We start from the raw sequence: 14,040 nt of genomic DNA on the forward strand, positions 1-14,040 counted from the left end.
CCTTCGCATGCTGTTTTGGCATACGGTGACGGTTGTGGATCTGGTGGCGGCGTGTCGGGTGTTCGTACAAGTGGGCGAGCGTGGCAGCTTCACCCTCGGCGCCGAGGCTGTCCGCGTGCCGCAGTCCGTGGCGAGCCGACGGGTTGCCGCGCTCGAGGAGCATTTCGGGGAGCGGCTGTTCGATCGCTCCACGCGGCGGGCGGCGCTCACCGCGTTCGGGCGCGACATGCTTCCGTCGGCGAAGCGGCTCGTGCAGTTGGCGGAGGCGCTGGAGTACCACGCCGAGCAGGCGAAGCTCCGGCCGTTCGGTCTCGCGGTGCCCGAGACCTGCTCGGTCCGGCACTTGGCGATGCTCGACGCGGCCGCTCGCGACGAGGACACCGTCCTGGACTTCCGTACCGCCGGCCCGGCGGAACGTACGGAACTGCTCCGGTCCCGCGAAGTCCGGGCCGCCCTCGTCGCGGTGCCACCGGCAGGCGCCGATTGGACGGTGCCGCTCGGTGTCGCTTCCCCGGCGGACAGCGGCAGGGGGCCGCTCCACCTCGAGACCTTGCGGCCCGGCAGGGCGCAACGCTCGTTCCGGCGCATCTGGATCCAGCCGGAAGACGATGTTCCCCATATCCGGGACCGTTTGGCGCAGACCGGTCATCGTGTCGCGCTCGTGCCTGCACAGGTCGCGGTCGCCGCATCGCTGACCGCCGCCGTGGCCGCGACGATGCACACGGACGACTTTCTCCTGTGCTCGGCGGCGCAAGCGGATGATCTGGGGCTGTGCTGGCGCCGGCTGGCGGGAGCGCCCGTTGCCCGCGGCTACAGCGTGTCAGCGGTGGCCGGTGACGATGCGGACCGGGTGCAGGCCGGCCTCTGGACGCAGGTGGCCCGCGCCCTGGGAGCGCCCACGGATACAAAGGAGCGTGCATGAGCGCCGAGCGACTCACACAGGAACTCCGCGGTGTTCTTGCCACAGCGGGCCTGTCGGGTTCCTTCCTGGTACGCGATCTGTCCACCGGCGAGGAGATCGGCATCGATCCCGATATCGAGTTCCCGGTGGCATCGCTGGTGAAGGTGCCGCTCGCCGTCGCCGTGCTGGACCGCATCCACGACGGGCGCATCGACGGAGCCGCGATGATCGACGTCGAGCCGGGGCGCATCGCGTCCCCGGGGCCGGTGGGACTCAGCAGATTCCGTCACCCCGCGCGGATCGCGGTCGACGACCTGCTCTACCTCAGTACGGCGCTCAGCGACAACGCCGCCTCGGACGCGCTGTTCGACCTGGTCTCGCCCACCGAGGTCACCCGGACCCTGCGCGCCACCGGAATCAGCGGCATCGCAGTTCGGCACCGCATGCGTGACCTTGTCGAAACCCCGGCCGAGCAATTCGACCCGGGCGACGTGCACCTTGCCCACTCGCTCGCGATCGGATCACGTACGGCAGGACGAGGCCACCCGATCCCACAACTCGATGTGAGCAGAGCGAACTCGGGCTCCGCGCGCGCCTTCGTCGACCTTCTGGAAGCCCTGTGGCTCTCGGCACGCTTTCCGCCCGGCGTTGCCGCGCAGGTGCGCTCGTTCATGGGCCACAACGTGATCCGGCACCGACTGGCGCCCGACTTCAGCTCGGACGCCTCGAAGTGGTCGTCGAAGACCGGCACCCTGCTGAACCTCCGCCACGAAACAGGCGTGGTCGAGCACGACGACGGCGGCACCTTCGCCATCGCCGCACTGACCGAGTCCATGGTCCCGGCGGCAACTCAACCGGCCGCCGAAGCGGTCATGGCCCAGGTCGCACGGACCATGCACGACCACCTGCGCGCCCAGTGAGAACACTCCACCTGATTCCTGATTCCTGATTCCTGATTCCTGATTCCTGATTCCTGATTCCTGATCCTGCGGCAGGTTCGGCTCGTCAGCCGGCTCGTCAGCCGGCGAGCAGGGCACTCGCCCATCGTTCTGCCCGCTGCTCGGTGTATTCGGCGTCACTTCGCCAGGCGTCGCCGTGACCTTGTGCCCACAGGGTCGCCCAGGGCTGGTTGCCCAGGGTGGACTGATCCCGCAGGAAGTCATGCATGGAGCGCGTACGGCGCCCCAGCAGAGGGGCTGACGCCGTTCGGCCTCGTCGAGACCGTAAGCGTCGGCAAAGATCCGCAGCCGGCCCCCGGCATCGGTGCGCCGTCGGCCGGGATGCGCCGACAACGGGATGAAGCCGTGCAGGGCATACGCGACATCCCACAGCCGGGATCCCGGGGCGGCCGTGTCCCAGTCGATGAAGGCCCACTCGCTCTCTTCGCCGACCACGAGGTTGGACGACGCCGCCGCTGACGTTCCCACCGGTCAACGGCTGCTCTTCCTCGTGCATCACAGCGCCAGTCTGGCCGGCCACCCCCGCCGCGATCACCTCAATAACGGCAACCGAGGTGGTCCGCACACGCTCAGACGCTCAGCAAAGGTCGGCGCGTTGACCGGCGAGCCCCCGCACAGCCTGACGGCGTCCGGGGTCAGGACGGTCTGTGGGACTGCTCCGGGTTTCGCTCCGCGGGTCGTGGAGCCGGCTGCGGTGCGGTCAGGTCCAGCAGGAGCAGGGCGTCGTGGTCGGGGGTGCCGGGGTCCGCGACGTAGACGCCGAGGCGCTGGCCCGGGGTTGCCCTCCAGGTGCATGGCCTGGGCGGTGAGGGTGATCGTGCCGACGTGGGGGTGGTGGAAGGTCTTGTGCGCGGGTTTGCGTCCGGTCACGTCGTAGCGTTCCCAGAGCTTGGCGAAGTCGGGGCTCTTGAGCAGGAGTTCGCCTACGAGGTTGGTCAGGTCGGGGGCGTCGGGCGCGGTGCCGGCGATGGCGCGGAGGCGGGAGACGCAGGCGCGTACCTGGGTGTCCAGTCGGGGAACAGCTCGCGGGCGGTGGGGTGGAGGAAGAGGTAGCGGGCCAGGTTGCGTTGCTTGGCGGGCCAGTCGTCCAGGCCCGCGTACAGGGCGAGGCCGCCGGGGTTCCAGGCGAGGAAGTCCATGCTGCGGCTGATGATGTAGGCCGGGTTCGGGCGCATCGACTCCAGCAGCAGCTTCAGGTGGGGGCGCACGGTGCGGCTCGGTGCGGGCGGCGGTTCGGGGGCGTACCGGGCGGCGCGGGCGGCCAGCTCCCGCAGATGGTGGTGCTCCTGGTCGTCGAGGTGCAGGGCGCGGGCGAGAGCGTCGAGGACGGAGGGGCTGGGGCGGGTCTCCTTGCCGCGTTCCAGGCGTACGTAGTAGTCGATGCTGATCCCGGCCAGGGTGGCCAGTTCTTCCCGGCGCAGCCCCGGGGTGCGGCGCAGCCCGGCGCCGACGGCGAGGCCGACCTGCTCCGGAGTGGTCTGGGTACGGCGGGCACGCAGGAACCGGCCCAGCTCCATACCACCGCTTCCACCGCTGGTGGGGGTGCGCTCTGGTGCCATGGCTTCAGTGTCACACCGGACCGGCCTGCGCGGCAGCACCGTGGGGGGCCCTGCCATTACCCCCGAAGAGCCCGGCCTGCCTCGGGGGCGAAAACCGCGCGAAGGTGGATTCACGACGCCCTCGCACCGTCCGCGAGTACCACCGCGGAGGGATCGTGAGCTGGACAGATGCAAGGGCTGCCGGCCGGCTGCACGAGCGGGCACGCACGCCGTGCGCCCACGGTGAGCAGTCCCAGCGTGCGCCACAGCGAGCGGTCACAGGGTGATCAAGCCAGAGTGGAACCGCCCGGAGGCAAGGAACCGGAGAATACTGATGCGCTACATCAAACTGCGTGACCTGGACGTTTCCCGGATCGGTCTCGGCGCGATGGGGATGTCCCACGGGTACACCGATTCCGGGACCGACGAGGCGGAATCCCTCCGCACCCTCCACCGCGCCCTGGACCTGGGCGTCACCCTCATCGACACCGCCGAGATCTACGGCCCCTACGCCAACGAGGAACTGCTCGGCCGGGCCCTCAAGGGACGCCGTGACCAGGTCGTGCTGGCGACCAAGTTCGGCCTCGTCTCCCACGGCGGTGCCGGCGCGGGTGCGTGGACCCTGGACAGCAGTCCGGCCAACATCCGCACCGCCGTCGAAGGCTCCCTCGAACGCCTCGGCACGGACCACATCGACCTGTACTACCAGCATCGGGTCGACCCGGAGACCCCGATCGAGGAGACCGTCGGGGCGCTGGCCGAGCTGGTCGCCGAGGGCAAGGTCCGCGCCATCGGCCTGTCCGAGGCCGGGCCCGACACCATCCGCCGTGCGCACGCCGTCCATCCCGTCACCGCGGTGCAGTCGGAGTACTCCCTGTGGACCCGCGATCCCGAGGCACGGGTGCTGCCGTTGCTGCGCGAGCTGAACATCGGGTTTGTGCCGTTCGGGCCCCTGGGCCGCGGCTTTCTCACCGGCACGGTCCGCTCCACCGACGGCTTCACGGAGGGCGACTTCCGGCACGGCAACCCGCGCTTCACCGGCGAGAACTTCCGGCGCAACCTGCGCATCGCCGACGAGGTCCAGGCCGTCGCCGCCGAAGCCGAGGCCACCCCGGCCCAGGTCGCCCTGGCCTGGCTGCTGGCTCAGGGCGACGACATCGCCCCCATCCCCGGTACCAAACGCGTCCACCGGGTCGAGGAGAACACCGCAGCCGACGCCGTCCAGCTGACCGCCGAACAGCGCGACAGGCTGACCGGCCTCCCTCCGGCAGCCGGAGCCACCCATACGGAAGCGGGCCTGCACCTGCTCGAACGCTGACCCCGCCCCTACCGCCCATCCCCCTCATCCCGCGCAGAAGGCAATCCCATGCAGCACGTCACCCTGAACAACGGCGTCCAGATGCCGATCCTCGGCTTCGGCGTCTACCAGATTCCGCCGGAGCAGACCGAGCAGGCCGTCACCGAGGCCCTCGCGGCCGGCTACCGGCTGCTCGACACCGCCGCCGCCTACCAGAACGAGGCGGCCGTCGGCCGGGCCCTCAGGAACAGCGGCATCCCGCGCGAGGAGCTGTTCCTCACCACCAAGCTGTGGATCCAGGACGCTCCCGCTCAGGAGCACACCCGGCGCGCCTTCGAGGCGTCGCTGAACAAGCTCGGCGTCGAATACCTCGACCTGTACCTGATGCACCAGCCCTACGGCGACGTCTACGGCCAGTGGCGCGCCATGGAGGACCTGCACCGCGAGGGCCGCATCAAGGCGATCGGCGTCGCCAACTTCCACCCCGACCGGCTCGTCGACCTCATCATCAACAACGAGGTCGCCCCCGCGGTCAACCAGATCGAAACCCACCCGTTCTTCCAGCGCACCGCCGACCAGGAGGTCATGCGCGGGCGCGGGGTCCAGATTCAGTCGTGGGGCGGGTTCGCGGAGGGCAGGAACGACCTGTTCACGAATCCGCTCCTGAGCGGGATCGGCGAGAAGCACGGCAAGTCCGTGGCGCAGGTCGCGCTCCGCTGGCTGATCCAGCGCGGCATCGTCGCGATCCCCAAGTCGGTCCGCGCCGAGCGCATGGCGGAGAACATCGACGTCTTCGACTTTGCGCTCACCGACGACCAGATGGCGGCCATCGCCACCCTGGACACCGGAACGTCGCTGTTCTTCGACCACCGCGACCCGGAGATCGCCGACTGGCTCGGCAAGCGGCGCCTGGACGACTGAGCCCGTCGAGAGCATCGGGCCACGCCCCGGACGCGGATCTCTCACCGGGCCGAACGCGGCGTGGAAACCGTCTACGCGTGCGAACGCCCCGGCTCCGACCCCCCGGCTCTGCCCCCCGCTCCGACCCCCGGCCCCGACCCCCTGGCTCCGACGCGCCGGAGCCGACCGCCCGTCAGCTCCTCCGGTACCGGCGCCGTCGGCCCGGTCCACCCTTGTGTCCCTCGTCGCGGGGCCGGGCGCGCAGATGCTGGATCAGGTAACCGGCAGCCGCGACCACGAGCAGCAGGACGACGGTGCCGAGGGTGAACGTCTCGAAGGTGAGCCGGGAGACGCCCCAGATCGCCCGGAAGTCGTACGGGATCCCGAAGAGCTGCTCCAGGGTGCCGGGAAACAGGGCCACCCACGACCCGAGCAGGATCCACGCGTAGACGAGCAGCGTCGCGACGGCGAAGCCCCGGGTGCCGAACGGGGCCTGGTACGGCCGGGGCACCTCGCGGTGGCGCAGCCGCAGCGCCAGCAGGGAGGGGACCAGGGCGAGGTAGGACAGCAGCAGGGTGGTGATCGCGACGGCCAGCACCACGCCGAAGACGGCCGAGGCATCCCCGTTCGCCAGGTTCATCGCGGCCGCCATGAAGGCGGTGGCGGTGACACCGGAGAGCAGGTTCATCCGCACCGGGGTGCCCAGCCGTGGATGGAAGGCGCCCAGGCCCCGGCTGAAGAACCCGCCGTCGGCGGCCGCCATGGCCTGCATCCGGTCGGCGACGATCATCCAGGCGCTGCCCTGCGTCAGCAACGCCACCACGAACAGCACGGCGACACCGGTCAGCAGCGGGCCGCGCCAGCTCCCGTAGATGCCGAAGACCAGCCGGGCGGCATCCATGAAGCCGCCGACGCCGGTGATATGGCCGGCCGGTACGGCGGAGAGAATGGCCAGCACCGGCAGCAGATAGCAGCAGGTGGCGATGGCTCCCGACATCCCGATCGCGACCGGTACATCGCGCTGGGGGTCCAGCATCTCGTCCCCCGCCGCGTTGGGCGCCTCGAAGCCGACGAAGGCGAACAGCAACACCGGCACCAGCGCCAGAAATCCCGCCCCGGTGGGGGAGAAGCCGGCGCTCGCCAGTCCGCGGAAGCCGTGCTGGATGCCGTATGCCACCGCCGTACCCGTGAAGAACGCCAGCGCCGACACCTTGGCACCGGCGCCGGCCGTGGTGATCCATTTGCCGCGGCGGAGCGAGACCACCGCGGTGAGAATGGCGGCCCAGATGAAGACCAGCTTGAAGGCGTGGTCCGCCACTGTGCCCGAGCCGAGCGGGAAGACGAACCCGTCCCATGCCTGCGCGGCCACGAAGACCAGCGAGCCGCCGAGCCAGACGGGATTGGTGACCCAATAGAACATGGTGGTCAGCGCGGCCACCAGCCGGCCGAAGGCCAGCTCCACCCAGACATAGGGCCCGCCTTCCTGCGGGAACGCGGCTCCGGTCTCGGCGAAGACCAGGGCATAGGGCAGTAGAAACGCCACCGCGATCACGGCGATCCAGGTGACGGCCTCGCCACCGCCGGCGGCGATCTGCCCGATCACATCGAAGGAGATCACGGCGGCGACGCCGATCGCCATGATGTCGAAGCGCCGCAGGCTGCGCTTGAGATGCGGGACGGGGGCTGGGACGGACACTGCGGTGGTCCTCCTGGGGCCGAGCGGTCGTGGGCGGTCCGGTCAGTCGCTGAGCCCGCCGGTGGGCCCCCGCCGCACAACGGACACATCGTGCGGCATCCGCTTCGGCGGCGTCGGCAACGGCACGCGGGGGTCGCGGGCGGCCCCGGCTACGGCGCGGGGATCATGACGACCGGCTGGACGCCCGGCCTGGTGCCAACTCACGTAAGGGGGAGCGGAGTTGCTGTGTGCAGGGTCGGTGGTACGGGCCGCGCGAGCAGCTCGCGCGCACACCGGATCTGCTCCGGCCCCCGCCCCCGGGCATCCGGGCCCTTGACCCGCGCGATTCTTCGGGCCGGGCGCAGACCTGCGAAGCTTGCCGCTGCTAGCGGATGCGCGCTAGCTTGGAGGGGTGGCGAAGACGCAGCTGAACGTCCGCGTGGACGAGGCCACCGCCGAAGCGGCGCGAGAGCGTGCCCTACAGCGGGGAGTGAGCATGAATCGCTATATCGAGGAGCTCGTCCTCAAGGACGCCGGTGAGGTCGGCCAGACCTTCGTCGAGGCCGCCTCCGACTTCATGAAGCAGTACGAGCGCGTCTTCGCCGAGGAATTCGGCCTGGAACCAGGCGGCGCCCCGCGCGCCGCGACCACCACCAACCACGAAGGACTGCCGGGCACCACGTGACGCTGCGCATCGACCTCGCCTGGCTCCTTCTGATCGCCGAACAGCACACCCCCGGAGACCCCCAGGTCACCGACTGGGGCGCTCTGGTGGCCGCCGTCAGCCGCCATGAAGCCGAGATATTCGGCGTCCCCGTCTACACCGAACCACAGGACCGCGCCGCCTCGCTCCTTCAACTCCTGCTTCAGGTACCGGCGTTGGAGCGCTCGAATGCGATGTTCGCGACCGCCGTCGCCTATGGCTATCTCGTCGCCAGCGGACTGAAGATCGCCACCTCTCCCGAGCAGGTCCGCGAACTCGCCCGCCTCGTCAAGGAGGGCACGGCCGACGTCCACACCATCGCGGACGAGCTGCGCACCTGGACGGTGTGAAGGCCGTGGCGAGGACCCGGCAGTCGGTCGGCCACCGCGGGGGCCTTCCGTCAGCCCGCCGTAGCGAGGCCCGCTCAGTCGGCCGGCCGCCGTGCCACGCCCAGCACCGCCGGTGACGTGGGCAGCGTCGGCCCGCGCTCCGGAACCTTCAGCCGGCGCACCCGCAGCACCTCGAACCCGGCCGTCCGGATCTCGCCCAGCGGGTCCCGGCCGGTGTGACAGCCGCCCATCAGCAGCGGCCAGACCGTCCGGTCCAACGACCACTGCACCGCCGCCAGCCCGCGCCCCGCGGCCCGCCCGTGCTCGAAGAACCGCAGCTCACCGCCTGGACGCAACACCCGTCGCAGCTCCACCAGCGCCCGCTGCACCTCTCGCACGGAACACAGCACCAGCGACGCCACCGCCGTATCGAACGCCTCGCTCTTGACCGGCAGGGCCTCCGCCACGCCCGGCACCAGATCCACCGGCACCTCCGCACGCGCCGCCGCCGACCTGGCCACCTCCCGCAGTGTGGCCTCCGGTTCGATCGCCACCACCTCCGAGACCGTCCCCGGGTAGTGCGCAAAATTCAGCCCGGTGCCCGCGCCGACCTCGATGACCCGCCCCGTGGCGCCCGCCAGCAACTCCCTGCGGAGCGCGGCCACACCCGCCCGCGCGTCCGCCGCCGGACCACAGCAGCTCGCATAGAAGCGGGCGAACACGGGGTGATGGACGCTGCCTTGCGGAACTCTCCTGCGCTGCCACATGACCGACCCTTTCGCCGACGATGCCCGCTCCTGCTGTCAGTCTCCCCACCGGGCGGACCGCCAGCCGCCACGAGCGCACTCATCCGCCGTGCGGACATCTGTACGAGCTGACGGCGGGATCCGAGCGGACCGCCGCGGGTGCGCTGCGCAGCTCACGTCCTGGGTGCGTGGCCATGCGTCGAGACGCACCGGAGTAGGCGTGTTCCTCCGCGTGTTCCTCCATCGCGGCAGTGCGCTGCCGACGCCACAAGGGAATGCGCCGACGCGAAAGGATGCGCCGGCGTCACGCGGGGATACGGAACGCGCCCGATCCGCCGAGCACCGGCGCCAGCCAGCCAGGGGCCGCGGCGCGGAAGGCCCGGGGCGGGAGCCCGCCGGAGCCCTCCGGGATCAGGCCGAGGAGCGGGGCGCCGGCGGCGTCCGGGAGGTCCGCGAGATTGCAGCGGGAGGCCAGGTCGGGTTCGGCCGGCCAGCTGCCGACGACGACGCCCGGGGAGTCGAGCCCGTACGAACGCAGCGCCAGCGCGGTCAGTGCGGTGGCGTTGAGGGTGCCCAGGCCCGCCTGCGCGACCACCAGCACGGGGGCGCCAGCCAGCCGCGCGGCATCGGCGAGGGTATGGCCGTCCGCGTCGAAGCGGACGAGCAGTCCGCCCGCCCCCTCGACCAGGACCAGATCGTGCGAGGCGTCCAGTTTGGCGGCCGCCTCGGCGATCTCGTGGGGGAGCACCGGCGGCAGACCGGCCCGCAGCGCGGCCGTCGAGGGCGCCAGCGGGTCGGGAAAGCGGGCGAGTTCGGCCGTGGTGACCGGGCCGGCCAGCCGCTCGACCTCCGCCGCATCGCCGCTCTCGTGCGCCGTGACACCGGTCTGGGCCGGTTTGAGCACCGCCACCGAACGCCCCTGGGCGAGCGCCGCCGCGGCGATCGCGGCAGTGGTCACGGTCTTGCCGATCTCCGTGCCCGTGCCCGTCACGAACAGCACCGACATGGTGTGCCTCCGACTCTGCGCGGCCGATCCCGCGCGGTTACGGCGAATGGTTGTTGGGTGAACGGCTCGTGCGGGAGCGGTTCGTGCGGGGGAGGGGGAGCGGCGGTGGCGGGCCGAAGCGTCCTCGACCGGCCACCGCCGCCCGTGCGTTCAGCCTTCCCGTGCCGCCGCGCACACCGCGGCGCAGATGCGCGCCACGTCGTCGTCGCCGGTGATGTACGGCGGCATGGTGTAGATCAGATCCCGGAACGGGCGCAGCCACACGCCCTCCCGGACGGCCGCCCGGGTCGCGGCCGCCATGTCCACCTCGTGGTCGAGCTGGACGACACCGATCGCGCCGAGTACGCGTACCTCGCGCACCCCGGGGAGGTCCGCGGCCGGTGCCAGACCGTTCCGCAGCCCCGCCTCGATGCGCTTGACCTCCTGTCCCCAGTCCTGGGACAGCAGCAGTGAGATCGAGGCGTCGGCGACGGCGGCGGCGAGCGGATTGCCCATGAAGGTGGGGCCGTGCGCCAGCACCGGCAGCGCGCCGCGGGAGATGCCGTCCGCGACGGCCGTCGTGCACAGCGTCGCCGCCAGGGTCAGATAACCGCCGGTCAGTGCCTTGCCGAGACACATCACATCGGGTGCGACACTCGCGTGTTCGGCGGCGAAGAGCGCGCCGGTACGGCCGAAGCCGGTCGCGATCTCGTCGAAGACGAGCAGCACGCCGTGCTCGTCGCAGGCCTCCCGCAGCACCCGAAGATATTCGGGGGAGTGGAACGACATCCCGCCCGCCCCCTGCACCACGGGCTCCACGATCACCGCCGCCAGCTCCTCGGCGTGCCGGCCGATCAGCTCCCGCAGATGTGCCGTGTACGCCTCGTCGGGCGCGGCATCGAAGCCGGCCGGCGGCGTGTCCGCGAAGATCTGCCGCGGCAGCACCCCCTGCCACAGCTCATGCATGCCGCCGTCCGGGTCGCAGACCGACATCGGCTGCCAGGTGTCGCCGTGATAGCCGCCCCGCCAGGTCAACAGCCGCTGCTTGCGCGGCTTTCCCAGCGAGCGCCAGTACTGGAGGCACATCTTGACGGCGACCTCGACCGACACCGAACCGGAGTCGGCGAGGAAGACGTGCTGAAGCGGCTCCGGGCTGATGTCGACCAGCCGCTTCGCCAGCCGCACGGCGGGCTCGTGGGTGAGCCCGCCGAACATCACATGGCTCATCCGATCCAGCTGACCACGCGCGGCGTCATTGAGCACCGGGTGGTTGTAGCCGTGTACGGCCGACCACCAGGAGGACATGCCGTCGACCAACTCGTCCTGGCCCTCGACCGGTTCGGCCAGCCGGAGCCGGACGCCGGACGCCGACTCGACCAGCAGCGGTGCGGCCTTGCCGGGCATCGGCCCGTAGGGATGCCACACATGCTGCCGGTCGAGCGCGAGCAGTTCGCCGGGGGTGAGCGGCTCAGGCATTGGGGGGCAGGTCGGTACCGGCGCCACGGCGGCGCACCGAGACCAGGTCGCGGCGGGTCTCGTCGGACGGTGCCGGGACGGTGGCGGCCGGCGCCTCTGCGTCGGCAGCGGCCCCGTCGGCCGCCCCGTCGCAGCCCTGCCTGCGGTGCTCGGGCAGTGTGGTGGTGTCCGTGCCCTCGACCTCGAAGCCGGCGTCCTCGATCATCGCGAGGTCGTCCTGGCCGGCCTGCCCCTCGCTGGTCAGGTAGTCGCCCAGGAAGATGGAGTTGACCAGGTGCAGGGCGAGCGGCTGCATGCTGCGCAGATGCACCTCACGGCCGCCGGCCAGCCGTACCTCGATGTCCGGGCAGACGAACCGCACCATCGCCAGGATGCGCAGCGCGCGCTGCGGGGTGAGGTTCCATTCCTTGGCGAGCGGGGTGCCCTCGAACGGAATCAGGAAGTTCACCGGGACGGAGTCAGGGTCCAGCTCGCGCAGCGCGTAGACCACATCGACGAGGTCGGCGTCGCTCTCGCCCATACCGGCGATCAGCCCTGAGCAGGCCGACATACCGGCTGCCTGGGCCTGCTGGACGGTGGAGACCCGGTCCGAGAAGTCGTGCGTGGTGCAGATGTCGCCGTATGTGGCTTCCGAGGTGTTGAGGTTGTGGTTGTACGCATCGGCGCCCGCCGCACGCAGCCGGCCGGCCTGGCCGTCGGAGAGCAGACCGAGGCAGGCGCAGACCTCCACTCCCTCGTTCTGCTCCTTGATGGCGGAGATCGTCTCCGAGACGCGGTCCACGTCCTTGTCCGTGGGGCCCCGGCCACTGGCCACCAGACAGACGCGCTTGGCGCCGCCGGCCACCCCGGCGGCGGCCGCCTTGGAGGCGTCGTCGGGCTTGAGCCAGGTGTACTTGAGGATCTCGGCCTTCGACCCCAGCCGCTGGGAGCAGTAGGAGCAGTCCTCGGGGCACAGCCCCGACTTGAGGTTGACGAGATAGTTGAGTTTGACCCGCCGCCCGAACCACTGGCGGCGCACCTTTCCGGCCGCGGCCACGACATCGAGCAGTTCGTCATCGGAGGTGGCCAATACAGCCAGTGCCTCTTCACGGGTCGGCAACTCGCGCCGCAGTCCCTTGTCCACCAGTGTGTTCAGCAGGTCCATGGCGTTGATCCTGACGCACGTCACCGCTCCCGGCAAAGGAGGATTCCCACAACGAGCTGCGATCGAGGTGTGTGTATCGCCACACCGTGCGCCTGCGGAACGACCGCTAACGTCTATCGACAGCCCACAATCGAGGCCGACAGACGAAGGAAGCCGATGCCGCAGGACTCCGCCCCGTCGCTGCTTCGCGACACCTCCCCGGCGAGGCTCACCGAGCCCTCCGCCGAGCCCGCCCGTGCGGCGTACGACGCGGCTTTCGACTGGCTCGATACGGCCTGTGCCGAGCGCCGGGACGCCGGACTTGTCCGCACCCTGCGCCCCCGCCCCGCCGACTCCCCGCTGCTCGATCTGGCCGGCAACGACTATCTCGGACTCGCCCGGCATCTTGAGGTCACCCGTGGTGCGGGCCGCGCCGCACACCGCTGGGGCGCCGGCGCGACCGGCTCCCGGCTGGTCACCGGCAGCACCGAGCTGCACGCCCTGCTGGAGAAGGAACTCGCGGCATTCTGCGGCTTCGAGGCCGCTTTGGTGCTGTCCTCCGGCTATGCCGCAAATCTCGCCGCCGTCACGGCACTCACCGCCACGGGCACCCTGATCGTCTCCGACGCGGGCAACCACGCCTCCCTCATCGACGGCTGCCGGCTCTCCCGGGCCCGTACCCAAGTGGTCCCGCACGCCGATCCGGAGGCCGTACGTGCCGCGCTGACCGGCCACGACGGCCGGGCGCTCGCCGTGACCGACTCGGTGTTCTCGGTCGACGGGGACGCCGCGCCGCTCCCCGCGCTGGCCGAGGTCTGCCGGGCCCGGGGAGCCGGGCTTCTCGTCGACGACGCACACGGCCTGGGGGTGCTGGGCGAAGGCGGCCGCGGCGCGCTGTCGGCGGCCGGGCTCGCCGGTGACGGTGATGTGGTGGCCACCATGACGCTCTCCAAGTCGCTCGGCTCCCAGGGCGGTGTGGTGCTCGGCCCGGCCCGGGTCATCGAGCATCTGGTCAACACCGCCCGTTCGTTCATCTTCGACACCGGTCTCGCCCCGGCGGCGGCCGGTGGCGCCCTCGCCGCGCTACGGCTGCTGCGCCGTGAACCGCAACGCGCCGCCCGGGCCGTCCGGATCGCTCAGGGGCTGCACGAGCGGCTCACCGCGGCGGGTCTGACGGCGGTACGCCCGGACGCGGCCGTGGTCTCCGTACGTGCCCCCTCGCCGGAAGCGGCGCTCCGCTGGGCCGCCGACTGCCGTGCGGCCGGACTCGCGGTCGGCTGCTTCCGGCCGCCGTCCGTGCCCGACGGAATCTCCCGGCTGCGGCTCACCGCCCGCGCGGACCTGACGGACGCTCAGCTCGACCGGGCGGTCGGCACGATCGTGGCCACAGCGCCGACGGGCTGAGCCG

At 71.2% G+C, this 14,040-nt stretch carries 12 protein-coding genes and 2 pseudogenes; 7 read left to right on the forward strand and 7 right to left on the reverse strand.

Annotation, left to right across the window (positions count from 1 at the left end):
- Window positions 1-34 precede the first annotated feature (34 nt).
- Entirely contained in the window at window positions 35-922 is an 888-nt protein-coding gene (locus K7C20_RS34075; RefSeq protein ID WP_030076169.1) for a LysR family transcriptional regulator, read from the forward strand.
- Entirely contained in the window at window positions 919-1,821 is a 903-nt protein-coding gene (locus tag K7C20_RS34080) for a serine hydrolase (RefSeq protein ID WP_030076171.1), read from the forward strand. Before K7C20_RS34075 ends, K7C20_RS34080 begins: the two co-directional genes overlap by 4 nt.
- Before the next feature lie 97 nt (window positions 1,822-1,918).
- On the opposite strand, the pseudogene K7C20_RS39545 reads toward K7C20_RS34080, so the two are convergent.
- Together K7C20_RS39545 and K7C20_RS34090 are read right to left on the reverse strand one after the other, a co-directional pair.
- Window positions 1,919-2,301 (reverse strand): annotated as a pseudogene (locus K7C20_RS39545) (aminoglycoside phosphotransferase family protein); the annotation flags it as partial.
- Between the two features lie 194 nt (window positions 2,302-2,495).
- A pseudogene (locus tag K7C20_RS34090) lies at window positions 2,496-3,419 on the reverse strand (helix-turn-helix transcriptional regulator).
- A gap of 313 nt (window positions 3,420-3,732) precedes the next feature.
- Here K7C20_RS34090 and K7C20_RS34095 point away from each other — a divergent pair.
- Together K7C20_RS34095 and K7C20_RS34100 are read left to right on the forward strand one after the other, a co-directional pair.
- Window positions 3,733-4,716 (forward strand): aldo/keto reductase, encoded by a 984-nt coding sequence (locus K7C20_RS34095; protein ID WP_030076173.1) that lies wholly within the window; start codon window positions 3,733-3,735, stop codon window positions 4,714-4,716.
- A gap of 48 nt (window positions 4,717-4,764) precedes the next feature.
- Window positions 4,765-5,616, forward strand: a complete 852-nt coding sequence (locus K7C20_RS34100) for an aldo/keto reductase (protein ID WP_030076175.1) — start codon at window positions 4,765-4,767, stop codon at window positions 5,614-5,616.
- Between the two features lie 172 nt (window positions 5,617-5,788).
- Here the strand turns inward: K7C20_RS34100 and K7C20_RS34105 are convergent, their stop codons facing one another.
- Window positions 5,789-7,291, reverse strand: a complete 1,503-nt coding sequence (locus tag K7C20_RS34105; RefSeq protein WP_048828754.1) for an APC family permease — start codon at window positions 7,289-7,291, stop codon at window positions 5,789-5,791.
- A 391-nt stretch (window positions 7,292-7,682) separates the two neighbouring features.
- Between K7C20_RS34105 and K7C20_RS34110 the strand changes: the two genes are divergently transcribed.
- Both K7C20_RS34110 and K7C20_RS34115 read left to right on the forward strand, forming a co-directional pair.
- The gene (locus K7C20_RS34110; RefSeq protein WP_048828755.1) at window positions 7,683-7,955 is read left to right on the forward strand and encodes a toxin-antitoxin system HicB family antitoxin; all 273 of its coding nucleotides are present in this window, start codon (window positions 7,683-7,685) and stop codon (window positions 7,953-7,955) included.
- Window positions 7,952-8,323, forward strand: a complete 372-nt coding sequence (locus K7C20_RS34115) for a hypothetical protein (RefSeq protein WP_030076181.1) — start codon at window positions 7,952-7,954, stop codon at window positions 8,321-8,323. Before K7C20_RS34110 ends, K7C20_RS34115 begins: the two co-directional genes overlap by 4 nt.
- Window positions 8,324-8,397: 74 nt before the next feature.
- On the opposite strand, the gene K7C20_RS34120 is transcribed toward K7C20_RS34115, so the two are convergent.
- The 4 genes from K7C20_RS34120 to bioB all read right to left on the reverse strand — a co-directional run bounded on the left by K7C20_RS34120 (window position 8,398) and on the right by bioB (window position 12,653).
- Window positions 8,398-9,069 (reverse strand): class I SAM-dependent methyltransferase, encoded by a 672-nt coding sequence (locus K7C20_RS34120; RefSeq protein WP_030076183.1) that lies wholly within the window; start codon window positions 9,067-9,069, stop codon window positions 8,398-8,400.
- A gap of 283 nt (window positions 9,070-9,352) precedes the next feature.
- Window positions 9,353-10,102 carry a dethiobiotin synthase gene (bioD, locus tag K7C20_RS34125; protein ID WP_280922000.1) on the reverse strand — a complete coding sequence of 250 codons (750 nt, stop codon included), beginning with the start codon at window positions 10,100-10,102 and terminating at the stop codon, window positions 9,353-9,355.
- A 102-nt stretch (window positions 10,103-10,204) separates the two neighbouring features.
- On the reverse strand, window positions 10,205-11,509 hold the full coding sequence (locus tag K7C20_RS34130; protein WP_053209219.1) for an adenosylmethionine--8-amino-7-oxononanoate transaminase: 1,305 nt from the start codon (window positions 11,507-11,509) through the stop codon (window positions 10,205-10,207).
- On the reverse strand, window positions 11,502-12,653 hold the full coding sequence (gene bioB, locus K7C20_RS34135) for a biotin synthase BioB (RefSeq protein ID WP_030076191.1): 1,152 nt from the start codon (window positions 12,651-12,653) through the stop codon (window positions 11,502-11,504). Before bioB ends, K7C20_RS34130 begins: the two co-directional genes overlap by 8 nt.
- Window positions 12,654-12,809: 156 nt before the next feature.
- Here bioB and K7C20_RS34140 point away from each other — a divergent pair, with 156 nt between their 5' ends.
- Window positions 12,810-14,036, forward strand: coding sequence for an 8-amino-7-oxononanoate synthase (locus K7C20_RS34140; RefSeq protein ID WP_030076193.1), 1,227 nt, complete (start codon window positions 12,810-12,812; stop codon window positions 14,034-14,036).
- Window positions 14,037-14,040: the final 4 nt, after the last annotated feature.

Origin of the sequence: Streptomyces decoyicus (assembly GCF_019880305.1) — a bacterium.
Classification (GTDB): Bacteria; Actinomycetota; Actinomycetes; order Streptomycetales; family Streptomycetaceae; genus Streptomyces; species Streptomyces decoyicus.

Coding starts and splice junctions, on each gene's coding strand:
- K7C20_RS34100 (WP_030076175.1), top strand. CDS start 4,765: ATGCAGCACGTCACCCTGAACAACGGCGTCCAGATGCCGATCCTCGGC.
- K7C20_RS34095 (WP_030076173.1), top strand. CDS start 3,733: ATGCGCTACATCAAACTGCGTGACCTGGACGTTTCCCGGATCGGTCTC.
- bioB (WP_030076191.1), bottom strand. CDS start 12,653: ATGGACCTGCTGAACACACTGGTGGACAAGGGACTGCGGCGCGAGTTG.
- K7C20_RS34130 (WP_053209219.1), bottom strand. CDS start 11,509: ATGCCTGAGCCGCTCACCCCCGGCGAACTGCTCGCGCTCGACCGGCAG.
- K7C20_RS34140 (WP_030076193.1), top strand. CDS start 12,810: ATGCCGCAGGACTCCGCCCCGTCGCTGCTTCGCGACACCTCCCCGGCG.
- K7C20_RS34080 (WP_030076171.1), top strand. CDS start 919: ATGAGCGCCGAGCGACTCACACAGGAACTCCGCGGTGTTCTTGCCACA.
- K7C20_RS34120 (WP_030076183.1), bottom strand. CDS start 9,069: ATGTGGCAGCGCAGGAGAGTTCCGCAAGGCAGCGTCCATCACCCCGTG.